Origin of the sequence: Parafrankia irregularis (assembly GCF_001536285.1) — a bacterium.
Lineage (GTDB): Bacteria > Actinomycetota > Actinomycetes > Frankiales > Frankiaceae > Parafrankia > Parafrankia irregularis.
In genome coordinates, this window is record NZ_FAOZ01000003.1 from 269,168 (window position 1) to 291,391 (window position 22,224).

The window sequence follows — 22,224 nt, forward strand, 5'->3', positions numbered from 1 at the left end:
CCATGCCCACCACGACGTCCTCGGACGGCACCGGGATCTACTACGAGGTGCACGGCACCGGCCCGGCCGTCCTGTTCGTGCACGGTTCGGGCGGGCACCACGCCGCCTGGTGGCAGCAGGTTCCCGTGCTGCGCGACCGGTTCACCGTCATCACCCTCGACCTGCGCGGTTTCGGCCGTTCGGACTCCACCATGGACGAGTTCGACAGCCGGGCGTTTCCCGATGACATCACCGCCGTTCTCGTCGACTCCGGGGTGCAGCGCGCGGTGCTGGTCGGGCAGTCCATCGGGGCCGCGGCCGCGCTGCGTGCCGCGCTGCGCCGGCCCGGTCTCGCCGCCGGTGTGGTGCTCGCGCACTCGCTCGGCGGCATCGACCATCCTGACCTGGCCGCACGGGTCCAGGCCGACCGGGCCGAGGCGGTGAAGCTGCCCGTCCTGGACCGGCTGCTCACTCCCCGCTTCCAGGCCGAGGAGCAGGAGAAGACGTTCCTGTTCCGGCAGATGGGCACCTTCAACACCGCGAAGATGGCGGACCTTCGCAATCTCAACACCGACGGTCCGACCGTCGCCGAGCTCGCCGGCTCCGGCATTCCGCTCTGTTTCCTCGCCGGGGAGAACGACGCGGTGCTGCGCCCGGACACCGTCCGCGCCGCGGCGGCACTTCTCCCGAGCGCGACGCTGGAACTCGTCCCGGCCGCGCCGCACTCGATGTACTGGGAGGCGCCCGACCTGTTCAACGCCGCCCTCATCCGCTTCCTGGAAAAGGCGTACGCCTCGGAGCTCGCGACCGCTGGAGCGTCGGCATGACCCTGCTGTTCAGTGATGCCCGGACCCTCGTGGACGACGCCCGGGAGCGCGCGCTCGAACTGGGCAAGGCGCTGAGCATCGCCGTCGTCGACTACGGCGGCTTCACCGTTCTGGTGGAGCGGATGGACGGTGCCCGCCCCATGACGCCGGCCATCGCCCTGTCGAAGGCCTACTCGGCGGCCGTCATGCAGCGGCCGACCGAGATGCTGGAGAACTGGCGCCAGTCCGACCCGGTCTTCTTCACCCAGGTGGGACGGATGGGACAGCACCCCATCGTCGCCACCAAGGGTGGCTACACCCTCAAGCGGGACGGCGCGATCCTCGGCGGGATCGGCATCTCCGGTGGCAGCCCGGACGAGGACCAGCAGATCTGCGAAGCCGTCGTCGCGGCCGCCGGCTTCGCCGTCGACTTCCCGGCCTGGGCCGGGGCACGCCGAGAGGCGAACGGACATGGCTGACGACTTCAAGTACCACATCGACCACCACGCGAGCCTGCTGCCACCGGCCGAGCTGGTCGAGACCCGGGCGGCACAGCTGCGCGGAGCCGTCGACGGTGCGGCGCTGCTGGCCGCCGAGGAGACCGCGATCAGCCAGGCGCTGCTCGCCCAGCGCCGGCTGGGCCTGGCCGCGCTCAGCGACGGGGAGTTCCGCCGGCGCAACCATCTGTCCGTCGTCTACGACGGGGTCGCCGGGTTCACCGACAAGCCGCTGCCCGGCGGCGCGTTCGCCGACCTCGTCGGCATCGCGCACGCGCCGGAGGTCCGCGGGCTGACCGATCGCCCGGTCGGGCAGGGCCGGCTGGCCAAGCACGAGGCCGACTGTCTGCTGTCCGGCACCGACCGCCCGACGCTGGTGGCGCTACCGTCCCCGGGCTTCCTCGCCGAGCTGGCCGGAGGCGTCGCCGTCACCGGCGGTGAAGCCGGGCAGGGCGGGACGTCCGGGGCGGCCGGGCAGGTCGAGCAGGTCGGTGCGGATCTCGCTCGGATCCTGGGCGCGGAGATCGCCGCCCTGGCCGCCGACGGCATCCGTTACATCCTGCTGACCAACCCCGCGTACACCTTCCTGCTCACCGAGCAGGGGCGGTCGCAGGCCCGGTCGCGCGGCATCGATCCGGACTCGACCATCGAACGGATGTCGCAGGTCGACGCCCAGGTCCTCGCCGGCCTGGAGACCCCGGCGGAGTTCCGCGTCGGCCTCGACATCACCGCCACCGGTGCGGTCGGCGGTGGCTACGACCCGGCTGCCGTCGAGCGGTTCCTGGGCGGCCTCGGATTCGGCCGGCTGTGCGTCGAATACCCGGCGGCACCCGCGGAGCGTTTCCCGCTCGGGCAGCTGCCCGCCGGCCTGGTGGTGTCACTCGGCATCGTCGACGTCGACGACCCGGAGCTGGAGCCCGTCGACGAACTGGTCGGCCGGATCGACGACGCGGCCGCCCTGATCGACGTCGACGACATCGCGATCTCGACGAACGGCGGGTTCCACGCCACGACCGTGCCGCTGGACGCGGCACACCAGCGCGCGAAGCTGCAGCGGGTCGAGATGGTCGCCCGCTACTTCTGGGGCAACGAGCTCTGACCGCCCGCCCGGCGGGGCCGGATCTCGTCCCCGCCGGGCACGTGCGACCTGTCGAACAGCGGGCATGCACGGAGAGGAGAGTGTTCGACAGAAGCTGCCGGCAGGAAGGTCAGCACTGTGAACAACGAACCGCAGATCGCCGCCGCGGATCGCGCCCGGCGCCGCGAGCGGCTGGAACACAGCGTCCAGCAGCTGTCCGACGCGCAGGTCCAGGCCGATGAGGACGAGTTCCGCCTCGGCCTGGCGGCGCTGCGCGAGTTCAGCCACAGCCACGGCCACACCCGGGTCCCGGACGGTCAGCTGGATCCGAGCGGCTTCCCCCTCGCGACCTGGGTCGCCGGTCAGCGCGTGGCGCACCTGGAGGATCGGCTCCCACCGGCGCGACGGTCCGCGCTGGAACGGATCCCCGGCTGGCAGTGGGAGCCGGCCACGCATCGCTGAACGGGCCGCGCACCGAGGAACCGGCGCAACGGCGCAACGGCGGACCACCGTACCGTGGTCGCGGTGGTCCGCCGCGTGATGAGAACATCCGCAGCATGGGCCCAAGCAGGCGTGCGCTGCTGATCGCGACCGTCACCGCGGCCGGTGGTCTTCCCACGGCCTGCGGGACGGATTCCCAGCCCTCCCACGGTCTCGTCGTCAGTGACCCCCCACGCCCGGTCGGCACTCCGGCCACGCCCGTTTCGCCGCCTGCTTCGCATTCCACGTCGACGTCCACGCCCGGTGCCGCGGCGACCCGTGGTCCGGTGGAGGTGCGTCGGACGAGGTTCACGAGCGCGGCGCGGGGCCGTGAGGTCGGCATGGCGGTGGTCGCGCCGCGCGTCGCGGACGGGCTGGGGGTCTGCCTCGTCCTGCATGGGCGCGGTGACGACGCCGCGCGGGCCGTCTCCCTGCTCGGGCTGGAAGCCCAGCTCGGCACGGTGCTCGCGGCCGGGGTGGCACCGTTCGCGCTCGTCACCCTGGACGGCGGCGAGACGTACTGGCATCGCCGGGCCTCCGGCGACGACCCGGAGGCGATGATCCTCGACGAGGTCCTGCCGCGGCTCGACCAGCTGGGTCTGCGTACCAGCCGGATCGCGGTGACGGGCTGGTCGATGGGCGGTTACGGCGGGTTACTGCTCGCGCACCGCCACCCCGAGCTGGTCGTCGCCGTGGCCGCGAGCAGCCCGGCGATGTGGCATTCCTACGGTGCCAGCGCCCCCGGCGCGTTCGACTCGAAGGCCGACTTCGCCGCCCACCCGGTGCTGGGAACCGCACCCGCCCCCGGCGTGGCCTACCGGATCGACTGCGGCGGGTCGGATCCCTTCATCAGCGTCTCCCGCGAGGCCGCTGTGACGCTGCGGGCGCAGGAACGGAACTTCGGGCCCGGCGGCCACACTCCCAGCTACTGGCGTTCCGTCACGCCGGCCCAGCTGACCTTCGTCGGTGCGGCGCTGGCCCGCACCGCCTGACCGCCGCGACTGGGACACCCACGTCGGGCGGAGCCACGATCCGCCCCGGCGGCCTCGGCCTGCTCGGTGGTGGGAGCACCGAGCAGGCCGAGGAGCCAGTTGGCCGGGCATCGCCGTCGGGGCCGCAGGTGCCGGGATCGATGCCGTTCAGCAGGCGGGCACGACGGGCCGGGACGGCCGGGCGGACAGCCGCTCCCGGCCGAAGATCGCGCGCAGCTGCGCCAACGGCACCGTTCCCCGGGCGATCTCGCGCCGGATCCGCCGGATCCCGCGCAGGTCGGCCAGGGCGGTCGAGACGATGTCGACCCGGCTGTCCGGATCGTCGATCCAGTCGACGGTCGTCTCGTGGATGCGCATCCCGCACCGCTCCGCCAGGACCAGCAGCTCCGTGTCGAAGAACCATCCGTTGTCGGCCACGTGGGGCAGCAGCGCGGCGGCGACGTCGGCCCGGATGGCCTTGAACCCGCACTGCGCGTCGGTGAAGTGCACCCGCAGCGTCGCACGCAGCAGCAGGTTGTAACAGCGGGAGATGACCTCCCGCTTCGGGCCGCGCACCACCCGCGAGCCACGGGCCAGCCGGCTGCCGATCGCCAGCTCCGAATGGCCTGACAGCAGCGGCGCGAGCAGCGGGAGCAGCGCGGCGAGATCGGTGGACAGGTCGACGTCGCAGTAGGCGAGCACCGCCGCGTCGGAGGCCGCCCACACCGTACGCAGCGCCCGGCCGCGGCCCTTGGCGTCGAGGTGCGTCACGGCGACACCGGGCAGTTCGGCGGCGAGCCCGTGTGCCGTGGCCAGGGTCGTGTCGGTGCTGGCGTTGTCCGCGATCGTGATGCGGAACGGGTAGGGGAAGGTCGCGCTCAGATAGGTGTGCAGCCGCCGCACGCTCGGAGCGAGATCCCGCTCCTCGTTGTACACGGGAACGACCAGGTCGAGCACCGGGGCAAGCCCTTCCCCGCCCGGTGCCGGAACGACCGTCCCGGGCGCTGCCACCGCGGCCCCGACAACCGCGGCCCCGACAACCGCGGCCCCGACAACCGCGGCCACGGCCGTCGTCACCGCGGGCGTGGAGCCGACGACCGGGGCCGGGAGCGTCGCGTCGGTGTTCGAGGCCCCGCCGTTGTGGCGACGCGCGGCCGGCACCCCGGCGACCGGTGCCCCGACGAACAGTGAGGATGTCATGGGTCCACCGTCGGCGCCGAGCCTTCGGCACCGCTGTGCTGTCCCTGTGCGACGACTGTGAGATGGGCCGATGCCAGGTCGGAGGGGGGCCGAACCGCCTGTCCAGCAGCCCCTCCCGGCTAACCCGCGGCGGACGCCGACGTCGTCGCGGGCGGCAGGCTCGCCGTGGTCGGCAGCGGCACGGCTGAATCGGGACGGGGCGGCACGGGCGAATCGGGCGGCGTGGGTGATTCGGGCGGCGTGGGCGAGCTGGCCGTGGCGAGGACACCGGTGAGCGCCGCGATGGCGCAGGTGAGCCCGACCACCGCCCACATGGTCGTGCGCAGGCCGACGAGCTCGGCCACGCCGCCGATCAGCGGCGGCCCCGCGAGCCAGCCCGCATAGCCCAGTGACCCGACCAGGGCGATCGCCGGCCCGGCGGGTGCCCCGGCGCGGGTCGCCCGACGTCCCGCCTCGGAGAACGCCGCCGGTACCACACAGGCGAGGCCGGCGCCGAGCACGGCGAAGCCGACGATCCCCAGCGCGGTGCCCGCCGCCGTCCCGCCGAGGACGAGGGCGCAGGCGAACACGACCCCCGCGGCCAGCGCCAGCGGCCGGATCGTCCGCCGGACGCCGTGGGCCTCCACCACCCGGTCACCCACCAGCCGTACGCCCAGCATGCAGGTCATGTAGGCGACCAGGCCCACCCCGGCCAGGCCGGGCGACGCACCGGTCACGTCCGTCAGGTAGACCGCGCTCCAGTCCGCCGCGATCCCCTCCCCGAGGAAGCTCGCGAACGCGACCACGCAGAGCGGGACGAACGGCACCACCCACCGCACCGAAGCCCGGAGCTCCGCCGACCGGCGGTGCCCGCGCGGCGAGGCGCGAGGTGCCGCGACAGCGTGGTCACCGTCCAGCATCCAGCCGGTCGCGGGCAGGGCGACGGCGAGCCCGACCGCGCCCAGCACGGCGGTCTGCAGGCCGAGCGGAACATCGAGCGCCGCGGCGCCCGCACCGAGACCCGCGCCGACAAGCGCGCCTCCCGTCCAGGCCGCGTGCACCGTCATCATGATCCGCCGGCCGAACAGCTCCTCGATCATGGCTGCCTGCGCGTTGCTCGCGACGTCGAGCGCACCGCTGAGCGCACACCACACCGCGAGCACCGCGAACAGCGACGGCACCCCGGACACCACCGCCAGCAGCGTGCCCGCGGTGCAGTAGCCGACGAGCGACGCGACGACCATCCGCCGGCTGCCCAGCCGCCTGACGAGGGTGCCGGCGGCCCACAGCGTGGCCAGCGCACCCACCGGACCGCCGAGCAGGGCCAGGCCCAGCTCACCGTCGGAGAGGCCGAGGTCGCTGCGGACCTGCGGAATGCGCGGCGCCCACGCGGCGAGGACCAGCGCCAGCACGAAGTGGGTCACCATCGTCGCGGCCCTCGCCCGGGCCAGCACACGCCGGTCGGAAGTGTCCTTCACCGACCTACTTTGACACCCTGGTTCCTACCGGGAAACCTTGATCCGTCCGGGAAACCCGATCCGTCCCGGTGCCGGAAACCCCTGGACCGCCCGTGCGTTCACGAGCCGAGGCCGCGCAGCATCAGGTTCCAGTAGAAGGCCGGCAGGCCGTAGCGCTTGAGCAGGTACATGTCGCGGCGCGCCCGGGTGGTGTCGATCACCGGGATGCTGGGGCGCGGCTGCAGCGCGTAGTCGAACTCGGCGAGCACCATCCGGTCGCGGGCGGTCACGATCGGGCAGGCCGTGTAGCCGTCGTAGCGGGCCCGCGGCTCGCGGCCGTCGAGCAGGGCCAGCAGGTTCGCCACGACCACCGGTGCCTGCTTGCGGATCGCCGCACCGGTCTTGGACGTCGGCAGGCCCGCCACGTCACCGAGCGCGAACACGTCCGGGTAGCGGTTGTGCCGCAGCGTCGCCGGGTCGACGGTGACGTAGCCGCCGGGGTCGTCCGCTCCCGCGAGCGGGCCGGACCTGATCCAGTCCGGGGCCTGCTGCGGCGGAGTGACATGCATGAAGTCGTAGTCCAGCTCGGTCATGCCACCGGTGCCTCCGGTCGCGCCCGCGGCCAGCTCGTGCAGGACGGCCTGGCGGCGCTCGGGACGGACCTCCACCAGCTCGGTGGAAAGCCGCAGGTCCAGGCCGTAGCGCTCGACGGCGGCCTCCAGCGCCGGCAGGTACGCCGCGACCCGGAACAGCGCCGACGCACCGAAGGCCAGGACGATCCTGATGTCGCGGGCGACACCGGTCCGGTGCCAGTAGTCGGCCGCCAGGAAGGCGATCTTCATCGGTGCCCCGCCGCACTTGACCGGCGTCGACGGCATCGTGAACACGGCCGTCCCCGACCGCAGGTTGCGGATGAAGTTCCAGGTCGCCGGGGCGAAGTCGTAGCTGTAGTTGCTGGAAACCCCGCCGCGGCCCAGCGTCCGCTCCAGCCCGGGGACGGCGTCCCAGCGCAGCTGCAGGCCGGGCGCCACCACCAGGAAGTCGTAGGCCACCCGGCCGCCGCCGGCGAGCCCGACCGTGTGCGCGTCGGGGTCGATCTCGACGGCAGCGTCGCGGTACCAGCGCACGCCGCGCGGCAGGACGTCCTGCTCCGGTCGGGCGGTCGGCTCCACCGGGGCCCGGCCGCCGCCGACCAGGGTCCACATGGGCTGGTAGTAGTGCGTGTTCGACGGTTCGATCAACGCGACGTCCGTGACGCCCGCCCGGCGCAGCCGCGCCGCGACCGTGATTCCCGCCGTCCCGCCGCCGACGATCAGTACTCGGTGCCTGCCTGTGCTGCCACTCATGGTGGACCTCCCGATCCCGCGGGTACCGAGTCGCTCCTCTGCCCGTCCACTCGCTCGGTCCGACGCTACGTTCCGGATGCGCACAGCGACGTCGTGCGCCCGTCGTAGTGGCGGACAAGGCACCCGGACGGGCCGGGCAGGCCAGACGGCTCAGCGGCCGCGGTACGTCGGGTCCGCCGCGTCGACGCCGTGTACGCCTGCGTCGGTGCCGCGCACGGCCGCGACAACCCGCCCCGGAACTTCCTGACACCTGCCGGACGTCGAACAAGATCGACAGCCGGGAGGGCGCGGATGAGATCGCCAACCCCAAACCGCCACCACGCAGCACCGGAAATTCACATCAAAAGCAACAAAAAAGGCGAAGCTTCACCCGGCCACCCGCAAGAAAGAAGGATTTTGGTCGTTGGAACGACCACAATCGTTCACTCTTGCGACTCTCCAAACCGGGTCGCCACACCCAGGGGTGCCCGCACGGCCGACCGCCCGTCCCGGGAGTCGACCGGGCGTGGGAGGAGGTCGGCCCGCACCTGCTGCACGACGCCGTCAGCTACGCCAGCTGGAACGAGGCTGATCAGCGCACCGACACCACCACCACCAGTCTCTCCTTCGCGACGACGGTGGACGAGCTGCGAGCCGAGAACCGCAGCCACCGCGTGATGACCGTCGAGGAGGCGGTCGAGTTGGCCCGCGGCGGCCAGACGATCAACCTGCACCCGCTGGTGGGCGGCCTGCCCCCCGAGATCGCGTGGCGTTACCTGCGGATCGTCGTCGACAGGGTGATGCCCGCCCTCGCCTGAGCCCGACGCGGAGGCCGAGCACCACGTTCCGCGCTCGGCCTCCGCCCTCGGCCACCGCAGGAGCGGATCAGCCGCGCAGCGCCTTCTTGGCCATCTTGCCGGTCGGTGTACGCGGCAGCTCGGTCACGAAGTCGAACCTGCGCGGGATCTTGTAGGAGGCGATCCGCCCGCGCAGGAACTCCGTCAGCTCGGCCGCCAGACCGGGCCCCGGCATGATGCCCGCGGCGGGCTGCACCACCGCCCGGACGGATTCACCCATCTCCTCGTCGGGCATTCCGACGACGGCGACGTCGAACACCTTGGGGTGCAGGACGAGACTGTCCTCGATCTCCTGCGGATAGATGTTCACACCGCCGGAGATGATGAGGAACACCTTCCGGTCGGTGAGGTAGAGATAGCCGTCGGCGTCGAGATACCCGACGTCACCTGTCGTGTTCCAGGTCGGGTGGTCCGGATGCCGTGCCTGGGCCGTCTTCTCCGGGTCGTTGTGGTATTCGAACAGCGGGTCGTGGCGTTCGAAGTACACGGTCCCGGTCTCGCCCGGCGGCAGCGGCGTACCGTCATCCGCGCAGATGTGCAGAATGCCGAGCGTCGCCTTCCCCACCGTTCCCGGACGGTGCAGCCATTCCTCGCTGCTGGCGAGCGTCGTGCCGATGGCCTCGGTGGCGGCGTAGTACTCGTGGAGGATCGGGCCCCACCAGTCGATCATCGCCTGTTTCACCGTGACGGGGCACGGCGCCGCGGCGTGCACGGCGACCCGATGGCTCGACAGGTCGTACTGTTCCCGCGCCTCGGCTGGCAGCTTCAGCATTCGGACGAACATCGTGGGCACCCACTGGCTGTGCGTGACCCGGTGGCGTTCGATGGCAGCCAGCGCGGACTGCGCGTCGAAAGCACGCATCAGGACGACCGTTCCACCAACGGCGTGGATGACGGTCGAGTACCGCAGGGGCGCCGCGTGGTAGACCGGCGCGGGAGACAGGTACACGGTGTCGGCGTCGAAGCCGTACATACGCGGGAGAAGCTCGGTGTAGAGGTCGCCCGGCTCGTCGACCTGCCGTTCCGGCAACGGCTTCTTGATTCCCTTCGGCCGGCCGGTGGTGCCTGACGAGTACAGCATGTCGGCCCCGCGGGGCTGCGCCGGCAGCGGCTCCGGCGAGGCGCCCGCCAACGCCGCCTCATAGGAGCCGAAGCCACCCGGAAGGGATCCGCTCGGCTGCGGCTGTGCCTGGGTCTGCGCCTGCGGCTGCGCCTGGGCCTGGGCCTGGGCCTGGGCCTGGGCCTGGGCCTGGGCCTGGGCACCGAACATCAGCCGGACATCCACGGCGGGCGTGTCCATGACGACGGTGGCCGCGACGTCCCGCAGCGCGGCCGAGGCGATCAGTACCCGCGCCCCGCAGTCGTTCACGATGTAGCTGATCTCCGGCACCGCGAGATGCCAGTTGACCGCGGTGATGTAGAAGCCCGAACGCACCGCCGCCCAGTACACCTCGTAGGCCTGCGGAGTGTTGTCCGCCAGCAGCGCGACATGGTCGCCCCGCCGGAAGCCCGCGTCGTAGAGATACCGGGCTAAACGTAGTGAATTGTCCTCGAGCTCACGGTAGGTGAGCCGCTCCCCCGTCTCCGCGATGATCACAGCCGGTTTGTCGGCGAACCTCGCAGCGAACGTTCCGGGATACATCGACTCATTCTCCTCCACGTCGTGATCTCCCCCGCCGCCATTGTCGCCGTCCACCGGAGCACCGGCCCACCCCTTGCCCGCACCCGTCACCTCCGGGCCGGCCGGCTCCGCGCCCGGTCACATCGGCGCCCGGTCACATCGGCGCCCGGTCACATCGGCGCCCGGTCGCATCGGCGCCCGGTCGCATCGGCGCCCGGTCGCATCCGGGCCCGGTCACATCCGGGCCGCGGGCTTCGACTCCTCTGTGTGCGCCTCGCTCGGGGCGCACCGCCGGGCGTGGGACGTCCCGGTGTCTCCCGGAGCGAGGCGCGAGGAGCGGCGGCATGCGATACGTGGTGTTCGGAGCGAACGGCGGCACCGGACGGGTGCTGTGCCAGCAGGCGGTCGACGCCGGGCACGACGTGGTGGCGGTGACCCGCGACGCCGCCCGGTTTCCCTTGAGCGATCCGCGGTTGCTCGTCGCCGAGGCGGACGTCCACGATCGGGCGGCCGTCACCCGGATCGTCGGCGGTGCGGACGCCGTGCTCTCCACCCTGGGTGTGCCGTTCAGCCGCCGCGAGATCACGGTCTACAGCGAGGGCATCGAGATCATCGCGACGGCGATGCGGCGCCACGATGTGCGGCGGGTGGTCGCGGTGAGCTCGTCGGCCGCCTACCCGACCCGGCACGCCGACGGCGGATTCCTGCTGAACCGGGTGATGCAGCCGCTCCTCACCGCGACGATGGGGCGGACCACCTACCGCGACATGCGGGCCATGGAGGAGTTCCTGCGCACCAGCGGCCTGGACTGGACGGTGCTGCGCCCCGGGGGCCTGTTCGACGCCCCCGAACCGACCGCCTACGAGCTACAGGAGGACCATTCCGACCGGATCTTCACCAGCCGCGCCGACCTCGCCGCGAGCATGCTCGCGCTGGCCGGCGACGACAAGTGGGTCGGCAGGTGCGTCGCGGTCAACACCACCGAGGGCGCCCCGACCCTGCTGGGCATGATGCGCCGCGAGGCCTTCTCCCGCGGCTGAGCCACCGCCAACCCGACCGACGACGGAAGGACGACAAGCGTTGACTGGCGAATCCCTCCCGGCCGTGAGCGGCGGGGCCTCCCCGGAGCACGATGACATGCTCTGGTTCGCCGAGCAGTTCGACCGGCATCGCGCCCGGCTGCGGGCGGTGGCCTACCGGATGCTCGGTTCGCTCACCGAGGCGGACGACGCGCTGCAGGAGGCGTGGATCCGCTCGATCCGCGCCGACAGCACGGTGATCGACAACATCAGCGGCTGGCTGGTGACACTCGTCGGACGGGTCTGCATCGACATGCTCCGGGCCCGCACCGCCCGCCGGGAAAGCCTCATGGGCACCACGCTGCCCGAGCCCGTCGTGAGCACCGGCGAGAGCCTCGACCCCGAACAGGCCAGCCTGCTCGCGGACTCCGTCGGGCTCGCCCTGCTCGTCGTGCTCGACAGCCTCGAACCGGCCGAGCGCCTCGCCGTCGTGCTCCACGACATGTTCGGCGTGCCGTTCGCCGAGATCGCCCCGATCGTCGAACGCAGCCCAGAGGCGGCCCGGCAGCTCGCCAGCCGGGCCCGGCGCCGGCTGCGTGGCACGGTCACCACGCCCGACGCCGACCTTGCCCGGCAGCGAAAGGTCGTCGACGCCTTCCTCGCCGCCACCCGCGCCGGCGACTTCGAGCGGCTGCTGACCCTGCTCGATCCCGCGATCGTCCTGCGAGTCGACCCCGGCTCGCGGCCCTGGGTCGGCCCCACGGTGCTCGCCGGTGCCACCGACGTCGCCGGCCACATCTCCACCCACGCCATCCGGTTCGCCCGTCTGTGCAGCACCGCCCTGGTCAACGGCGCGGCCGGTGTGCTCGCCGCGTCGGCGGACGGCGTCCTCGCCGTCGCGGGCGTCACGGTCAGCGGCGGGCGCATCATCGAGATCGACCTCCTGCTGGACCCCGAGCGACTCGCCGCGCTGCACATCGCGACCGGTTCCTGAGCCCCGAAGACCCGAGTTCGGCGCCCCGGTCGGCTTGCGTGCCCGACAATGAGAGCGTGCTGACTGCGTTGCGCCGAGGCGAGGCGAAGGTCCAGATGTCGGACGTCTCCCTGGAGGGAGACGATCTCGCGGGCGCGGTGGGTGCCGTCGCGCAGCGGTTGCGCGGCCTGCGGCGGGTAGCCGTGGTGGCCACCCCGACGATGGAGACGGTCGTCGCGATCGCCGGCGCCGTCGAGGCCGGGGTCACCGTGGTCACGATCAACCCGCAGTCCGGCGAGACCGAACGGGCGTACGTCCTGCAGGACAGCGCCCCCGACCTGATCCTCGACCAGGTCGACCTCACCGCCCGCGCCGCGCTGCCGGCGGAGCCCGAACCGGCGGCCGGCGCGGCGGGAGCGGCGGACCTGCCGGGCGGGCAGGGCGGGCCGGGTGGGCGGGGCGGGGACGAGTCACCCGCCCTGATCATCTACACCTCGGGGACCACCGGGCCCCCGAAGGGCGCGGTCATCCCGCGCCGCGCCATCGCGGCGAACATCGACGCGCTGGCGCAGGCCTGGGCCTGGACACCCGAGGACGTCCTCGGGCACGCCCTGCCGCTGTTCCACGTGCACGGGCTCGTGCTCGGGACGCTCGGCCCGCTGCGCCTAGGGTCCGCGCTGCACCACACCGGGCGGTTCGCGCCCACCCCGGGCGGGACGCTGTACTTCGCGGTGCCGACCATGTGGTCGCGGGTGCCGGAGCCGGCTGCCTTCGCGTCCGCCCGGCTGCTCGTCTCCGGCTCGGCGGCGCTGCCCGTGCCCGTGTTCGAGCGGCTCGTCGCGCTGGCCGGGCAGCGGGTGGCGGAACGCTACGGGCTGACCGAGACCCTCATCAACACCGCCGCCCGCGCCGACGGCGAGCGCCGGCCAGGCCTCGTCGGCGCACCGCTGCCGGGCGTCGACGTCCGGGTCACCGGCACCGACGAGTTCGGGCCGGTCGAGGTGCGCGGCCCGAACGTGTTCTCCGGGTATCTCGGCAACCCGGCCGCGACCGCGGCGGCGCTGACGCCCGACGGGTGGTTCGCCACCGGCGACCTCGGCCTGTTCGAGCCGGACGGCCAGCTGCGCATCGTCGGCCGTCAGAGCACCGACCTCATCAAGTCCGGCGGCTACAAGATCGGGGCCGGGGAGATCGAGAACGCGCTGCTCGCCCATCCCGCGGTCGCCGAGACCGCTGTCATCGGCGTTCCCGACGACGATCTCGGCCAGCGGATCGTCGCGTTCGTCGTCCCGCATGAGACCGTCGACGCCGCGGTGCTCGTCGACCATGTCGCCACGGCCCTCGCCCCGCACAAGCGCCCGCGGGAGGTCCGCTTCGTCACCTCGCTGCCGCGCAACCCCCTGGGCAAGGTCCAGAAGAAGCTGCTCACCTGACCGGCCGGTTCCGCACCGGCCAGTTCCGCACCGGCCGGTTTCTCGCGGCTCGCGGGTTCAGGCGACGATCCAGGCGGGGAACCAGATGCGGTCGCGCCAGTCGTCCAGCGGGATCGTCTCCCAGGCCAGGATCGGGTAGTAGTAGGCGAACAGCAGCACGACGGCGATCAGGTACACACCGAAGATCAGTGCCCCGACGAGGCGGCGGGTGTCGGAGGCCTCGCGTGGGCCGAGCACCAGGCCCGCGCAGGCGGTGATCCCCAGGATCATGAACGGCAGCAGCGGCAGGGCGTAGAAGAAGAACATCGTGCGGTTGGGGAAGGCCAGCCAGGGCAGGAAGGACGTCCCGAAGCTGACCAGCACGAGAGCGGCCCGCCAGTCACGGCGAACGACCCACAGCGCGATCATCGCGACCAGTGCGGCCGTCCCGACCCACCAGACGGCCGGGTTGCCCAGCGCCAGCACCTCCCGGGCGCAGCCCTCGACCGCCCGGCAGCCCTGCTCGCCGAACTTCGGGCCCTCGTAGTCGTAGGCCACCGGCCGGCCCATCACCAGCCAGCTCATCGGCGTGGACTGCGCGACGTGCCGGGCGGACAGGTGTTCGTGGAACTCCAGGATCGCCTGCTGGTAGGACCACCATCCGCGCCAGGCGGCGACGAAGCCGTCGCCGTACCTGTGCCGGTCGTATCCGCCGTCGGTGAGGAACCAGCCCGTCCAGGTGGAAAGGAACGTCACGATCGGCACGGCGATGTAGCAGCCGAACCAGGCGGGCAGGTCCCGGCGCAGCGCACCGCGGACCGGCGCCGGGAAGCCCGCCGTGCGGCGGGCACCGATGTCCCAGGCCAGCGCGAGCGCGGCGAACCCGACCAGGGTGTAGAGGGCGCTCCACTTCACGCCCATGGACGCACCCAGGCACAGACCGGCGGCGAGCCGCCAGGGCCGCCAGCCGAGCCGCGGCCCGTACCGGGCGTCGGCGCCTCCGCCCGCAACTCCCACAGTGCTGTAGGTGCCGTCGGTGCCGTCGGTGCTCTCGGTACCGTCGGTGCGCGTGAGCCGGTCGACGAGCCTGGTGCGGCCGTGGTCACGGTCGAGGACGAGGCAGGCCAGCGCGAGCACCAGCCCCGTCATCAGGAAGATGTCGAGGATGCCGATCCGGCTCTGGACGAACTCGAGCCCGTCGAGGGTCATCAGCAGGCCGGCGAAACAGCCCAGCAGGGTGGAGCGGAACATGCGGCGGGCGAGCCGGGTGAAGACCAGCACCGCGAGCGTGCCGAAGAACGCGGAGGCGAACCGCCAGCCGAGCTCGGGGCTGCCGTGCACCGCGCCGGCACAGTCCTGGTAGCCGAAGAGCTTCTCCGAAGCCGCCATGAACCACTTGCCCAGCGGCGGGTGCACCACGAAGGCGGGACCGGAGCAGGTGTTGCTGTCCACCTCGTAGCCGTGGGTCATCAGGCCCCAGGCGTCCTTGGTGTAGTAGACCTCGTCGAAGTAGATGCCCTTCGGCTCGGTCAGCCGCCAGAACCGCAGGATCCCGGCGAGCAGGGTGACGGCGAGCGCGGCGGCCCAGCCCAGTACCCGGTCGGCGGGCATCGGCGGGCAGAGCCGTGCGCGCAGCGTGCCGGCCGACGCGGCGACGGCCCGCGCGGTCTGGCCGGGTTCTGGCGCGGAGGGGTCAGCCGTCGTCAGTGCGGTCACGCTCACGCGCTCAGCCTAGGTCGTGAGCCTGTGCCTGCTGACAGGGCGTTTCCCACCCTGTCCCCATGGCCGTCGGCGCGGGCCCGCCGGCGCGGCGCAGGTCGCAGGCAGCACCACGCCGGCCTCCCCGCTCTGACGGCGGTGTTCACGGCACGGCAGTAAAGCACCCAGCCGACGGCACTTTCGGGCGTCCTCGCGAGATTTCACGCAACGGTCGAGCTTAACTGCATTCCATCACACTTGTTTCATCCGTAAGACCGAATTATCGTCCGTTTTGCGCGGATCATCCGGCCGTGTGGGGATCTGGCCTGGTAGCGGTAGCCACCACTCGCCGGTGAGGACCCGACACCCCCGCACCTCCGTGATGGTCCCTGCTGGTGGGAATGACCTGTCCGGTCACCCTCCTTCGCGGTCGCGTCGGCACGTTCCCCGAAGCGCGTTCGACGAAGCGCGTTCGAGGAGGTCCCCGCGAGCCAAATGAGTTATACGACTTAACTACGTCCTTTTAGGGTGCGCCAGTGGCTTTTCTGGACAGTTCACTCGCCGGTGCGGTGGGCAGGCTCGCGCGCGGCTGCGCACGTCACCGCGGGTTCCTGCTGGTCGCCTGGATCATCGTCCTCGCGTCGGCGGCCCTCTACGTGCGCGGTGCCGGCGCCCAGTACACCCAGCAGGTGGCGCCGACGGGCTCGGAATCCGACCGTGCGCTGACCAACGTGACGGCGATCTCGCCGGGTGGCCAGCTACCCGATGTCGAGACGATCGTGGTCCGGGCCCGGGAGGGCACTCTCGACGACCGCATGGCGCGCGACCGGATGACCCTGCTCATCGCGCAGGTCGGCAAGCTGCCGGGAGTCGCCCTCGTCGCGGATCCGGGCGGACCGCTCGGGCCGGCCACCGTCGGGGTCACCCCGATCAGCGCCGACCGGCGGACCGCGATGATCTCCGTCGTGCTGAAGGGCACCGCCCTCGCACCCGACCTGGCCGCGGTACGGCGCGTGCAGGACCTCGCACTGGCCTACGACGACCCGCAGTTCCAGGTCGAGATGTCCGGGCCAGGCATCACGGCGATCGAGACCGCCGGCATCTCGACCACTCCGCTGATCTTCGCCCTGCTCGCGGGCCTGCTACTCGTCATTGCCGCGGTCCGCTCCCCGTCCGGGCTGCTCATCTGTCTTGTGTCGGGAGCGGTCGCCGCCACGCTCGCGGTCGCGGCGACCGCGAAGCTGGCGCACACGGTGGTCATGACCCCGTTCGCGCCGATGGTCGCCGGCCTCCTGGCGTTCGGCATCTGCCTGGGCGGCGCGGTGGTCATCGTCTACCGAGCGCAGTCAGCCCTGCTGCGCGGCGAGGACGGCATCCAGGCCGCCGAGACCGCCACCGCCACCTCGGGCGCGGCGCTGGCAGTCGGGGGGCTGAGCCTGACGGTGGCCATGGCGGTGGTGAGCATCGTCGGGCTCAGCGGCTTCCGTGGCATCGCGCTCGCTGCCGCCGCCGTGGGCACGATCACCATCCTCGTCGTACTCACCCTGCTGCCCGCGCTGCTCGGGCTGGCCGGCACGCGGCTGCTCGGCTGGACCGAGCGACGCTTCCTGTCCGTGGCCGGAGCCGGCCTCGGACGCCGACCCGGCCTGCGATCGTGGTGGGCCACCCAGGTCGGCCGATACCCGGCCCAGGTCGCGGTGGTCGCCGGGATGCTGCTGGTGGGGCTGACGGTCCAGGCCAGCAGCATCCGCCTGGGCGGTGGCGACTCGGGTGCCGAGCCGACGTCTACAACGTCGCGACGGGCGTACGACCTTGTCAGCGAAGGCTTCTTCCCCGGACTGAACGGGCCGGTCCTGGTGGCCGTGCGGCAGGCGCCGGCGAAGGCCCGCCCGGCCACGAGGTCCGTCACCTCCGCGGATGTCGCCGCCGCGCTCGCCGCGGCTCCCGGGGTGCGCAACGCGGCCGTCATGCTGGAGGACACCGCCAAAGGGCTGGCGGTCATCCGGGTCCTCCCCCAGCCGGGCCCACGGTCGGAGGAGGCCAGCGAGCTGATCCACCAGCTGCGCGCGGAAGTTCTCCCGGCAGTCCTGCGCGACACGGCGACGACCGCGGACGTCGGTGGTCCGACCGCCCTGTTCGACGACGCCGCGGCGGGCTTCCGGGGCAGCGTGGTCGCGCTGCTGTGCATCGTCCTGCTCACCGTCGCGCTGGTGGCGTTCGTGGTGTCACGGTCGGCGGTGCTGGCCGCCCTCCTCGGCCTGTCCGCGACCCTGTCGGTCCAGGCTGCGGGCGGCGTCCTGACGATCCTCTTCCAGAACGAGCGTTTCGCCGAGAGGCTCGGTGTGATGGTGAGCCCGGTCGAGCCCTTCGTCCTCGTTCCGGTGTTCGTGGCGGTGCTCGGCCTGGCCCCCGGGATGAACCTCGTCCTGCTCGGGCGGCTGCGCGAGCAGAACCGTGCCGCGAGTGACCGATCCGCGGGCGGGCCTTCCGGCAACGGCCAGGACCGCCCGCGGGAGCGCGCCGGCGGCCGCAGGAGCATCATCCGCAGCGCCCGGGACGGCATCGCACGCGGGCACGCAGAGCTCGGGCATGTCGTCCTCACCATGAACATGGTCATGCTCCTGGTGGCCGTCGCGATCGCGGCGCAGCCCCCGCGGACACTGAAGATGATGGGCTTCGGCCTGGCCGCAGGTGTCGCGGTGGACGCCCTCGTCCTGCGCGTGGCCGCACTGCCGGCGATCGCGCACCTGTTCCGGCTGTCACACGCCGAGAACGCGTCACGGACCAGCCGTCAGGACACGTACACCGCGGGCAGGACGGACAGACCGCCAAGGGCACGCAGGGCGAATCCGGTGACCGTCGAAGGAATCGAGGGAAGCGTCGAACGGCAGACAGTACCCACCACCCCGCTTCTCGTCGGCCGCGCCGGCGATCCCGGCGGCAACGAGAAGTGGAACGGCCACCGAACCAGGACTCCGGGTCTCAGGTCCGGGGTGCCGCCCAGACCGCGCACGCCGGCCCCCTCCGATCTGGCCGCGCAGCACGGGAACGGCACGCCCTACTTCTATGAAATCCGCGTCCCGCGCGACGGACGGCGATGAAGCCTGCGCCCGGCCCCAGGGGAGGTCGGGTGCGGATTCCCCGGGAGAGCGCGACGACCCGCCAGGGCGGAACCCCGCGGCGTCGCCGACGCGGGCCCATAGCATGCGAGCGGTGCACAGAAGATCGAATCTGCCCCTGCCCGGCGCCTCCCCGCGCGGGACGGTCCCGCGCGGGCAGGCCCTGCGCCGAGCGGCCCCGGTCGTCGCCCTGACCGCGGTTCTGGTGGCTCTGCTGGGCTCGCCGGCGTCCGCCCACACCGCGCTGACCTCGTCCGATCCGGCCGCGGGAGCGACCCTCGACGCCGCACCCGGCGCGATCTCACTGACCTTCAGCGGGACTGTCCGAGGCGACGGTTCCAGCATCTCCGTGACCGGCGACGGTGGGGCACCGGCTGCCGTCGGTGCCCTGTCCGCCGTGGACAAGACCGTGACGGTGCCGGTCTCCGGGCTCACCGGCGGCGGCTACCAGGTGGTCTGGACCGTGGTCTCCGCCGACGGCCATGCGATCAACGGGCAGTTCCCCTTCACGGTGGCCGCGCCCAGTCCCTCGCCCACCTCCGCGTCGCCGCTGGCCGGCCCGGCGCAGGCCGCCGGCAGCTCGTCCCCGGCCGCTCCGGCAGCCGCGTCCCCCACACCCACGGTGCGGATCGAGCCGTCCGCGCCGCCGTCGTCGTCCGACAGCAACGCGGTGTGGTGGATCATCGCCGTGATCTCCGTCGCGGTGCTGCTTCTGGCCGCCGTCGCCGCCGTCCAGCTGATCCGCCGCCGCGGCACCGCACGCTGACCGGCCGCGCCCGGCCTCGGGTCGACCCGAGGCCGGGCGCGGCGGGTGCGGGCCCCCGGATCCGTTACCGGCCGAGCAGCGCGACCACCATCGCGGCCACGCCGCCCTGGACGATCGACAGAACCGCGTCCTTCGCCCCGCCCGCCACGGCGACGCCGAGCTCCTGAAGCCGGCTCGGGTTGTCCCGCACCGCCGCGATGACCGCCGCCGGGTCGGCGACGGCCTCCCCGTCCGGAGTGACCGCCCTGTCCCGGATCAGCTGGTCGATGAGGGCGCGCAGCTCGCCCACCGCCGCGTCGAGCTGTGCGGCGGAGCCGACCTGGTGACTGCTGACCACCTGGTTGATGTCACGACCGGCCTTGTTGACCGTGTAGCCCTGGCCGGTGAACTTGTCACCGGAGAAGACGTCACCCATCATTCCCCCGCCCTGTGCCCGGACCGGGCCGGCCGCCTGTCACTGGCCGGCACCTCGGCCACTCTTGTTGACGTTGTAGCCCCGCCCGGTGAATTTGTCGCCAGCAAAAACATCGCCGTGGACCTCGATGTTGTACGCGGATGCCGGTGGATCCTCGATGGCGGCGACGAGCGCGTTCCGGATGCGCATGATCTCCTTGAGATCCGTTCCGTTCAGCAGGGCTGCCTGCGCGCCGGCGGTTTCGAGCAGGAGCAGGTAGTAGGTGCGCCGAAAGAACACCCGGTAGATCAGGACACCGCTCAGCCAGAGAGTGGCCGCGCCGGCCAGAACGAGCACGAGAACCGCGAACTGCCGGCCGATGTCCTCGAGGGCGTACTCCCCGTCAGGGTCGGCGTAGCGTGGGCCCACGATCACCGCCACCACGAGCAGGGCGACGCCTCCCGCGAGTGACGCCATCCGCCGGAGCGGGTAGAAGGTGCTGTACTTCCCGAACCACTTCAGCTCCCGGGTCTGAATCCGGGAGATGTTGGCGAGCGGGTACACCTCGTGCCCGATCGTGAGCGCCCGCTTGCCGACCACGATCTCGAAGATCTGATTCTTTTTTGCCATACAGCCCCCGCCTGTACTGGCTTATTGATAACGCGGACGCCGATCGGCGAACGCATCGTGAGCTGACATCCGGAACGTCGACTGACGAGCACGAGGCCGATAAACGTCGGGATCAGCGACGACAGGTACCCGGTCACCGGATCCGCGCAGAACGTACCACACATCGTGAAATGAAGAAATCCGGGCGTGGCCGGTTATCCCCTGACTGGATCAGGCGAGGCCGGTGGGGGTGACCCAGTCCGGCGCGATCCGCTCACCGCCGACCGTGAGGGTGAACGCACCCTCCTCGTCGAGAAGACCGACGAGCAGGGCGAGCAGGGTCTGCACCCGGGCGAGCCGGGCGCTGGTGATGGCCGCCGGCGACTGCAACGCCTCGGCGAAGGCATCGAACCATTCGGCGAAGACGGCTTCGTAGTTGTCATGGAAGTAGGCGAATCCCAGGCACTCGTTGGACGCACTGCCCGGCCCGCCACGCATCAGCTCGCCGATCGCCCGCTGCTCCTCCCGCCACAGCATGAACCGGGAGGAGTGGTAGGTGTCGACGCGGTCGTACTCGTCGCTGCTGAACGCCCCGCCGATGTCGGCGAGCAGCGCGGCGACGACGCGGGTGTCCTCGGCGCTCTCGAACCGCAGCAACGCGAGCCGCGAGTACACGATCTCCAGGGTTCCGAAGTAGCGCGCGATGCAGAACAGCGTGGCCAGCAGCGCGAGCCGACTACGACGATCCGGCTCCTTCGAGGTGGGTTTCAGATACGACAGGAACTCCTTCTTCCGAATGCTGTGGATACGGGTGCCGAGGTCGAAGGCCGCGACGAGCAGCGGCTCCCGGTATCGGTCCAGCTCGGTCTTCGCCGCCGAGCGTTTCTCGCTGTCCCTGGTGGAACGGTCCAGCTCGAAACGGATGCGTTCCATCTCGACGCCCTGGCGATGGGTCCACACCGTCGCAGCCACCGCCACCAGGGCACTGACAACGGAGGAGATGAGGGCGGCGACAATTCCCGCGTCCACGTCTGCCTGCCCCCCAGCCCGGCCGTTCACACGCCGACGTCGGCACGCGGCAGCCTATCGCCGGACAACCCGGCAGATCTCCGCCTTTGGGTAATCCGGATCGGGCCCGGCTCGTCGCCGTCAGGTCACCGGCGGACGGCCGGACCACCGAACAGCGCACCGCGGATCTCACGGCCGGCTCTGGCCACCGGCTGCCAGAGGACCCGGTTCACCCAGCGGACGGGCACGACCACCATCACGCGCCACACCGCGGCGGCCGCCCGCGCCACCGGGACGACCACCGTTCGCCACACGAAGGCGGTCGGGACCACCACGAGCACCCGGAAGACGGCGGCGATCCCACGCCCGATCGCGGTCGCCACCCGCATCGCGAACCGGCAGGCCTCGGCGACGATCCGCCCCACAGGTACGACCACGGCCCGCCACACCCAGCGCGCCGGCGCCACCACCAGCGCCGTCAGCACCGCCGCCGCGATCCTCCCGGCCAGCCGCAGGACACCGGCGAACGCATGCGCCACGGGTCGCAGCACGGTCTGCCACAGCCACTGCGCCGGCATGATCACCAGCCAGGTGACGAGAAAACGCAGCGGGATCGCGATGGCGTAGCGGAAGACGAACAACACGGCCAGCCGGACCGGATTGATCACCCATCGCCACAGCAGGCGTCCGAGCGGGGTCAGGAACCAGTCCCAGAGGAGCCGTTTCAGGCCCAGCAGGAGCGGGCGCAGGAACCACGTCCACAGCAGCGTGCGCAGCCCGCGGCCGACCAGCACGAGCCCCTGCCACAGCAGCTGGAGCGGAACGACGATCACCAGCGCGATCAGCCGCGCCGGCCAGCGAATCAGGTCATAGACAAGGCCGTCGGGCTCGTCGCGCCGGGCAGGGGCCCGCGGCGGCCCTGGATGAGGAGACCGCGGAGCAGCCGTGCTGCCAGCGTACGGGTGCCGGTCATTCC

Annotated in this window: 20 protein-coding genes; 11 read left to right on the forward strand and 9 right to left on the reverse strand. The window is 71.9% G+C overall.

The genetic code is table 11. The features are described from left to right. Nucleotides 1-2: 2 nt before the first annotated feature. From AWX74_RS06100 to AWX74_RS06120, 5 genes are all read left to right on the forward strand, one after another. A complete protein-coding gene (locus tag AWX74_RS06100) occupies nt 3-806 on the forward strand; it encodes an alpha/beta fold hydrolase (protein WP_091272511.1) in 804 nt (267 codons plus the stop codon). Further along, nucleotides 803-1,264 (forward strand): GlcG/HbpS family heme-binding protein, encoded by a 462-nt coding sequence (locus AWX74_RS06105; RefSeq protein ID WP_091272514.1) that lies wholly within the window; start codon nt 803-805, stop codon nt 1,262-1,264. The genes AWX74_RS06100 and AWX74_RS06105 overlap by 4 nt, the downstream gene beginning before the upstream one ends. After that, nucleotides 1,257-2,381, forward strand: a complete 1,125-nt coding sequence (locus AWX74_RS06110) for a uroporphyrinogen decarboxylase/cobalamine-independent methonine synthase family protein (protein WP_091272516.1) — start codon at nt 1,257-1,259, stop codon at nt 2,379-2,381. The genes AWX74_RS06105 and AWX74_RS06110 overlap by 8 nt, the downstream gene beginning before the upstream one ends. 117 nt (nt 2,382-2,498) lie before the next feature. Next, nucleotides 2,499-2,822: a helicase associated domain-containing protein gene (locus tag AWX74_RS06115; RefSeq protein WP_091272518.1), complete on the forward strand. Its 324-nt coding sequence runs from the start codon at nt 2,499-2,501 to the stop codon at nt 2,820-2,822. 95 nt (nt 2,823-2,917) lie between these two features. Next, on the forward strand, nt 2,918-3,832 hold the full coding sequence (locus AWX74_RS06120; RefSeq protein ID WP_091272921.1) for an alpha/beta hydrolase: 915 nt from the start codon (nt 2,918-2,920) through the stop codon (nt 3,830-3,832). A gap of 147 nt (nt 3,833-3,979) precedes the next feature. Here AWX74_RS06120 and AWX74_RS06125 read toward each other — a convergent pair whose 3' ends face one another. The 3 genes from AWX74_RS06125 to AWX74_RS06135 form a co-directional block, all read right to left on the reverse strand. Continuing rightward, complete coding sequence (locus tag AWX74_RS06125; protein ID WP_479724493.1) at nt 3,980-5,011, reverse strand: dolichyl-phosphate beta-glucosyltransferase; 1,032 nt, start codon at nt 5,009-5,011, stop codon at nt 3,980-3,982. A gap of 119 nt (nt 5,012-5,130) precedes the next feature. Beyond that, nucleotides 5,131-6,417 carry an MFS transporter gene (locus tag AWX74_RS06130; protein ID WP_091272927.1) on the reverse strand — a complete coding sequence of 429 codons (1,287 nt, stop codon included), beginning with the start codon at nt 6,415-6,417 and terminating at the stop codon, nt 5,131-5,133. Between the two features lie 149 nt (nt 6,418-6,566). Beyond that, nucleotides 6,567-7,793 (reverse strand): NAD(P)/FAD-dependent oxidoreductase, encoded by a 1,227-nt coding sequence (locus tag AWX74_RS06135; RefSeq protein WP_091272521.1) that lies wholly within the window; start codon nt 7,791-7,793, stop codon nt 6,567-6,569. A gap of 428 nt (nt 7,794-8,221) precedes the next feature. Between AWX74_RS06135 and AWX74_RS06140 the strand changes: the two genes are divergently transcribed. Then, complete coding sequence (locus tag AWX74_RS06140; protein ID WP_242666100.1) at nt 8,222-8,590, forward strand: hypothetical protein; 369 nt, start codon at nt 8,222-8,224, stop codon at nt 8,588-8,590. Nucleotides 8,591-8,657: 67 nt separating this feature from the next. Here AWX74_RS06140 and AWX74_RS06145 read toward each other — a convergent pair whose 3' ends face one another. Beyond that, nucleotides 8,658-10,271 (reverse strand): acyl-CoA synthetase, encoded by a 1,614-nt coding sequence (locus AWX74_RS06145; protein ID WP_091272523.1) that lies wholly within the window; start codon nt 10,269-10,271, stop codon nt 8,658-8,660. A gap of 323 nt (nt 10,272-10,594) precedes the next feature. Between AWX74_RS06145 and AWX74_RS06150 the strand changes: the two genes are divergently transcribed. Genes AWX74_RS06150 through AWX74_RS06160 form a run of 3 tightly spaced genes read left to right on the forward strand, consistent with a single transcriptional unit; the run spans nt 10,595 to nt 13,675 of the window. Continuing rightward, nucleotides 10,595-11,290, forward strand: a complete 696-nt coding sequence (locus tag AWX74_RS06150) for an NAD(P)-dependent oxidoreductase (protein ID WP_091272525.1) — start codon at nt 10,595-10,597, stop codon at nt 11,288-11,290. Nucleotides 11,291-11,330: 40 nt separating this feature from the next. After that, nucleotides 11,331-12,263, forward strand: a complete 933-nt coding sequence (locus tag AWX74_RS06155; RefSeq protein WP_311983562.1) for a sigma-70 family RNA polymerase sigma factor — start codon at nt 11,331-11,333, stop codon at nt 12,261-12,263. A gap of 38 nt (nt 12,264-12,301) precedes the next feature. Beyond that, nucleotides 12,302-13,675: an acyl-CoA synthetase gene (locus tag AWX74_RS06160; RefSeq protein ID WP_242666101.1), complete on the forward strand. Its 1,374-nt coding sequence runs from the start codon at nt 12,302-12,304 to the stop codon at nt 13,673-13,675. Between the two features lie 57 nt (nt 13,676-13,732). Here the strand turns inward: AWX74_RS06160 and AWX74_RS06165 are convergent, their stop codons facing one another. Continuing rightward, on the reverse strand, nt 13,733-15,370 hold the full coding sequence (locus tag AWX74_RS06165) for a dolichyl-phosphate-mannose--protein mannosyltransferase (protein ID WP_397313022.1): 1,638 nt from the start codon (nt 15,368-15,370) through the stop codon (nt 13,733-13,735). Between the two features lie 518 nt (nt 15,371-15,888). Between AWX74_RS06165 and AWX74_RS06170 the strand changes: the two genes are divergently transcribed. Together AWX74_RS06170 and AWX74_RS06175 are read left to right on the forward strand one after the other, a co-directional pair. Beyond that, nucleotides 15,889-18,453 (forward strand): MMPL family transporter, encoded by a 2,565-nt coding sequence (locus AWX74_RS06170; protein WP_091272529.1) that lies wholly within the window; start codon nt 15,889-15,891, stop codon nt 18,451-18,453. Nucleotides 18,454-18,565: 112 nt separating this feature from the next. Next, complete coding sequence (locus AWX74_RS06175; protein ID WP_165615484.1) at nt 18,566-19,237, forward strand: copper resistance CopC family protein; 672 nt, start codon at nt 18,566-18,568, stop codon at nt 19,235-19,237. A 64-nt stretch (nt 19,238-19,301) separates the two neighbouring features. Here AWX74_RS06175 and AWX74_RS06180 read toward each other — a convergent pair whose 3' ends face one another. The 4 genes from AWX74_RS06180 to AWX74_RS06195 all read right to left on the reverse strand — a co-directional run bounded on the left by AWX74_RS06180 (nt 19,302) and on the right by AWX74_RS06195 (nt 22,081). After that, a complete protein-coding gene (locus AWX74_RS06180) occupies nt 19,302-19,655 on the reverse strand; it encodes a hypothetical protein (RefSeq protein ID WP_165615485.1) in 354 nt (117 codons plus the stop codon). A 36-nt stretch (nt 19,656-19,691) separates the two neighbouring features. Further along, on the reverse strand, nt 19,692-20,261 hold the full coding sequence (locus AWX74_RS06185; protein WP_091272535.1) for a DUF6232 family protein: 570 nt from the start codon (nt 20,259-20,261) through the stop codon (nt 19,692-19,694). Nucleotides 20,262-20,471: 210 nt separating this feature from the next. Further along, a complete protein-coding gene (locus tag AWX74_RS06190; protein ID WP_091272937.1) occupies nt 20,472-21,269 on the reverse strand; it encodes a hypothetical protein in 798 nt (265 codons plus the stop codon). Nucleotides 21,270-21,394: 125 nt separating this feature from the next. Beyond that, nucleotides 21,395-22,081 (reverse strand): hypothetical protein, encoded by a 687-nt coding sequence (locus tag AWX74_RS06195; protein WP_242666102.1) that lies wholly within the window; start codon nt 22,079-22,081, stop codon nt 21,395-21,397. Nucleotides 22,082-22,224: the final 143 nt, after the last annotated feature.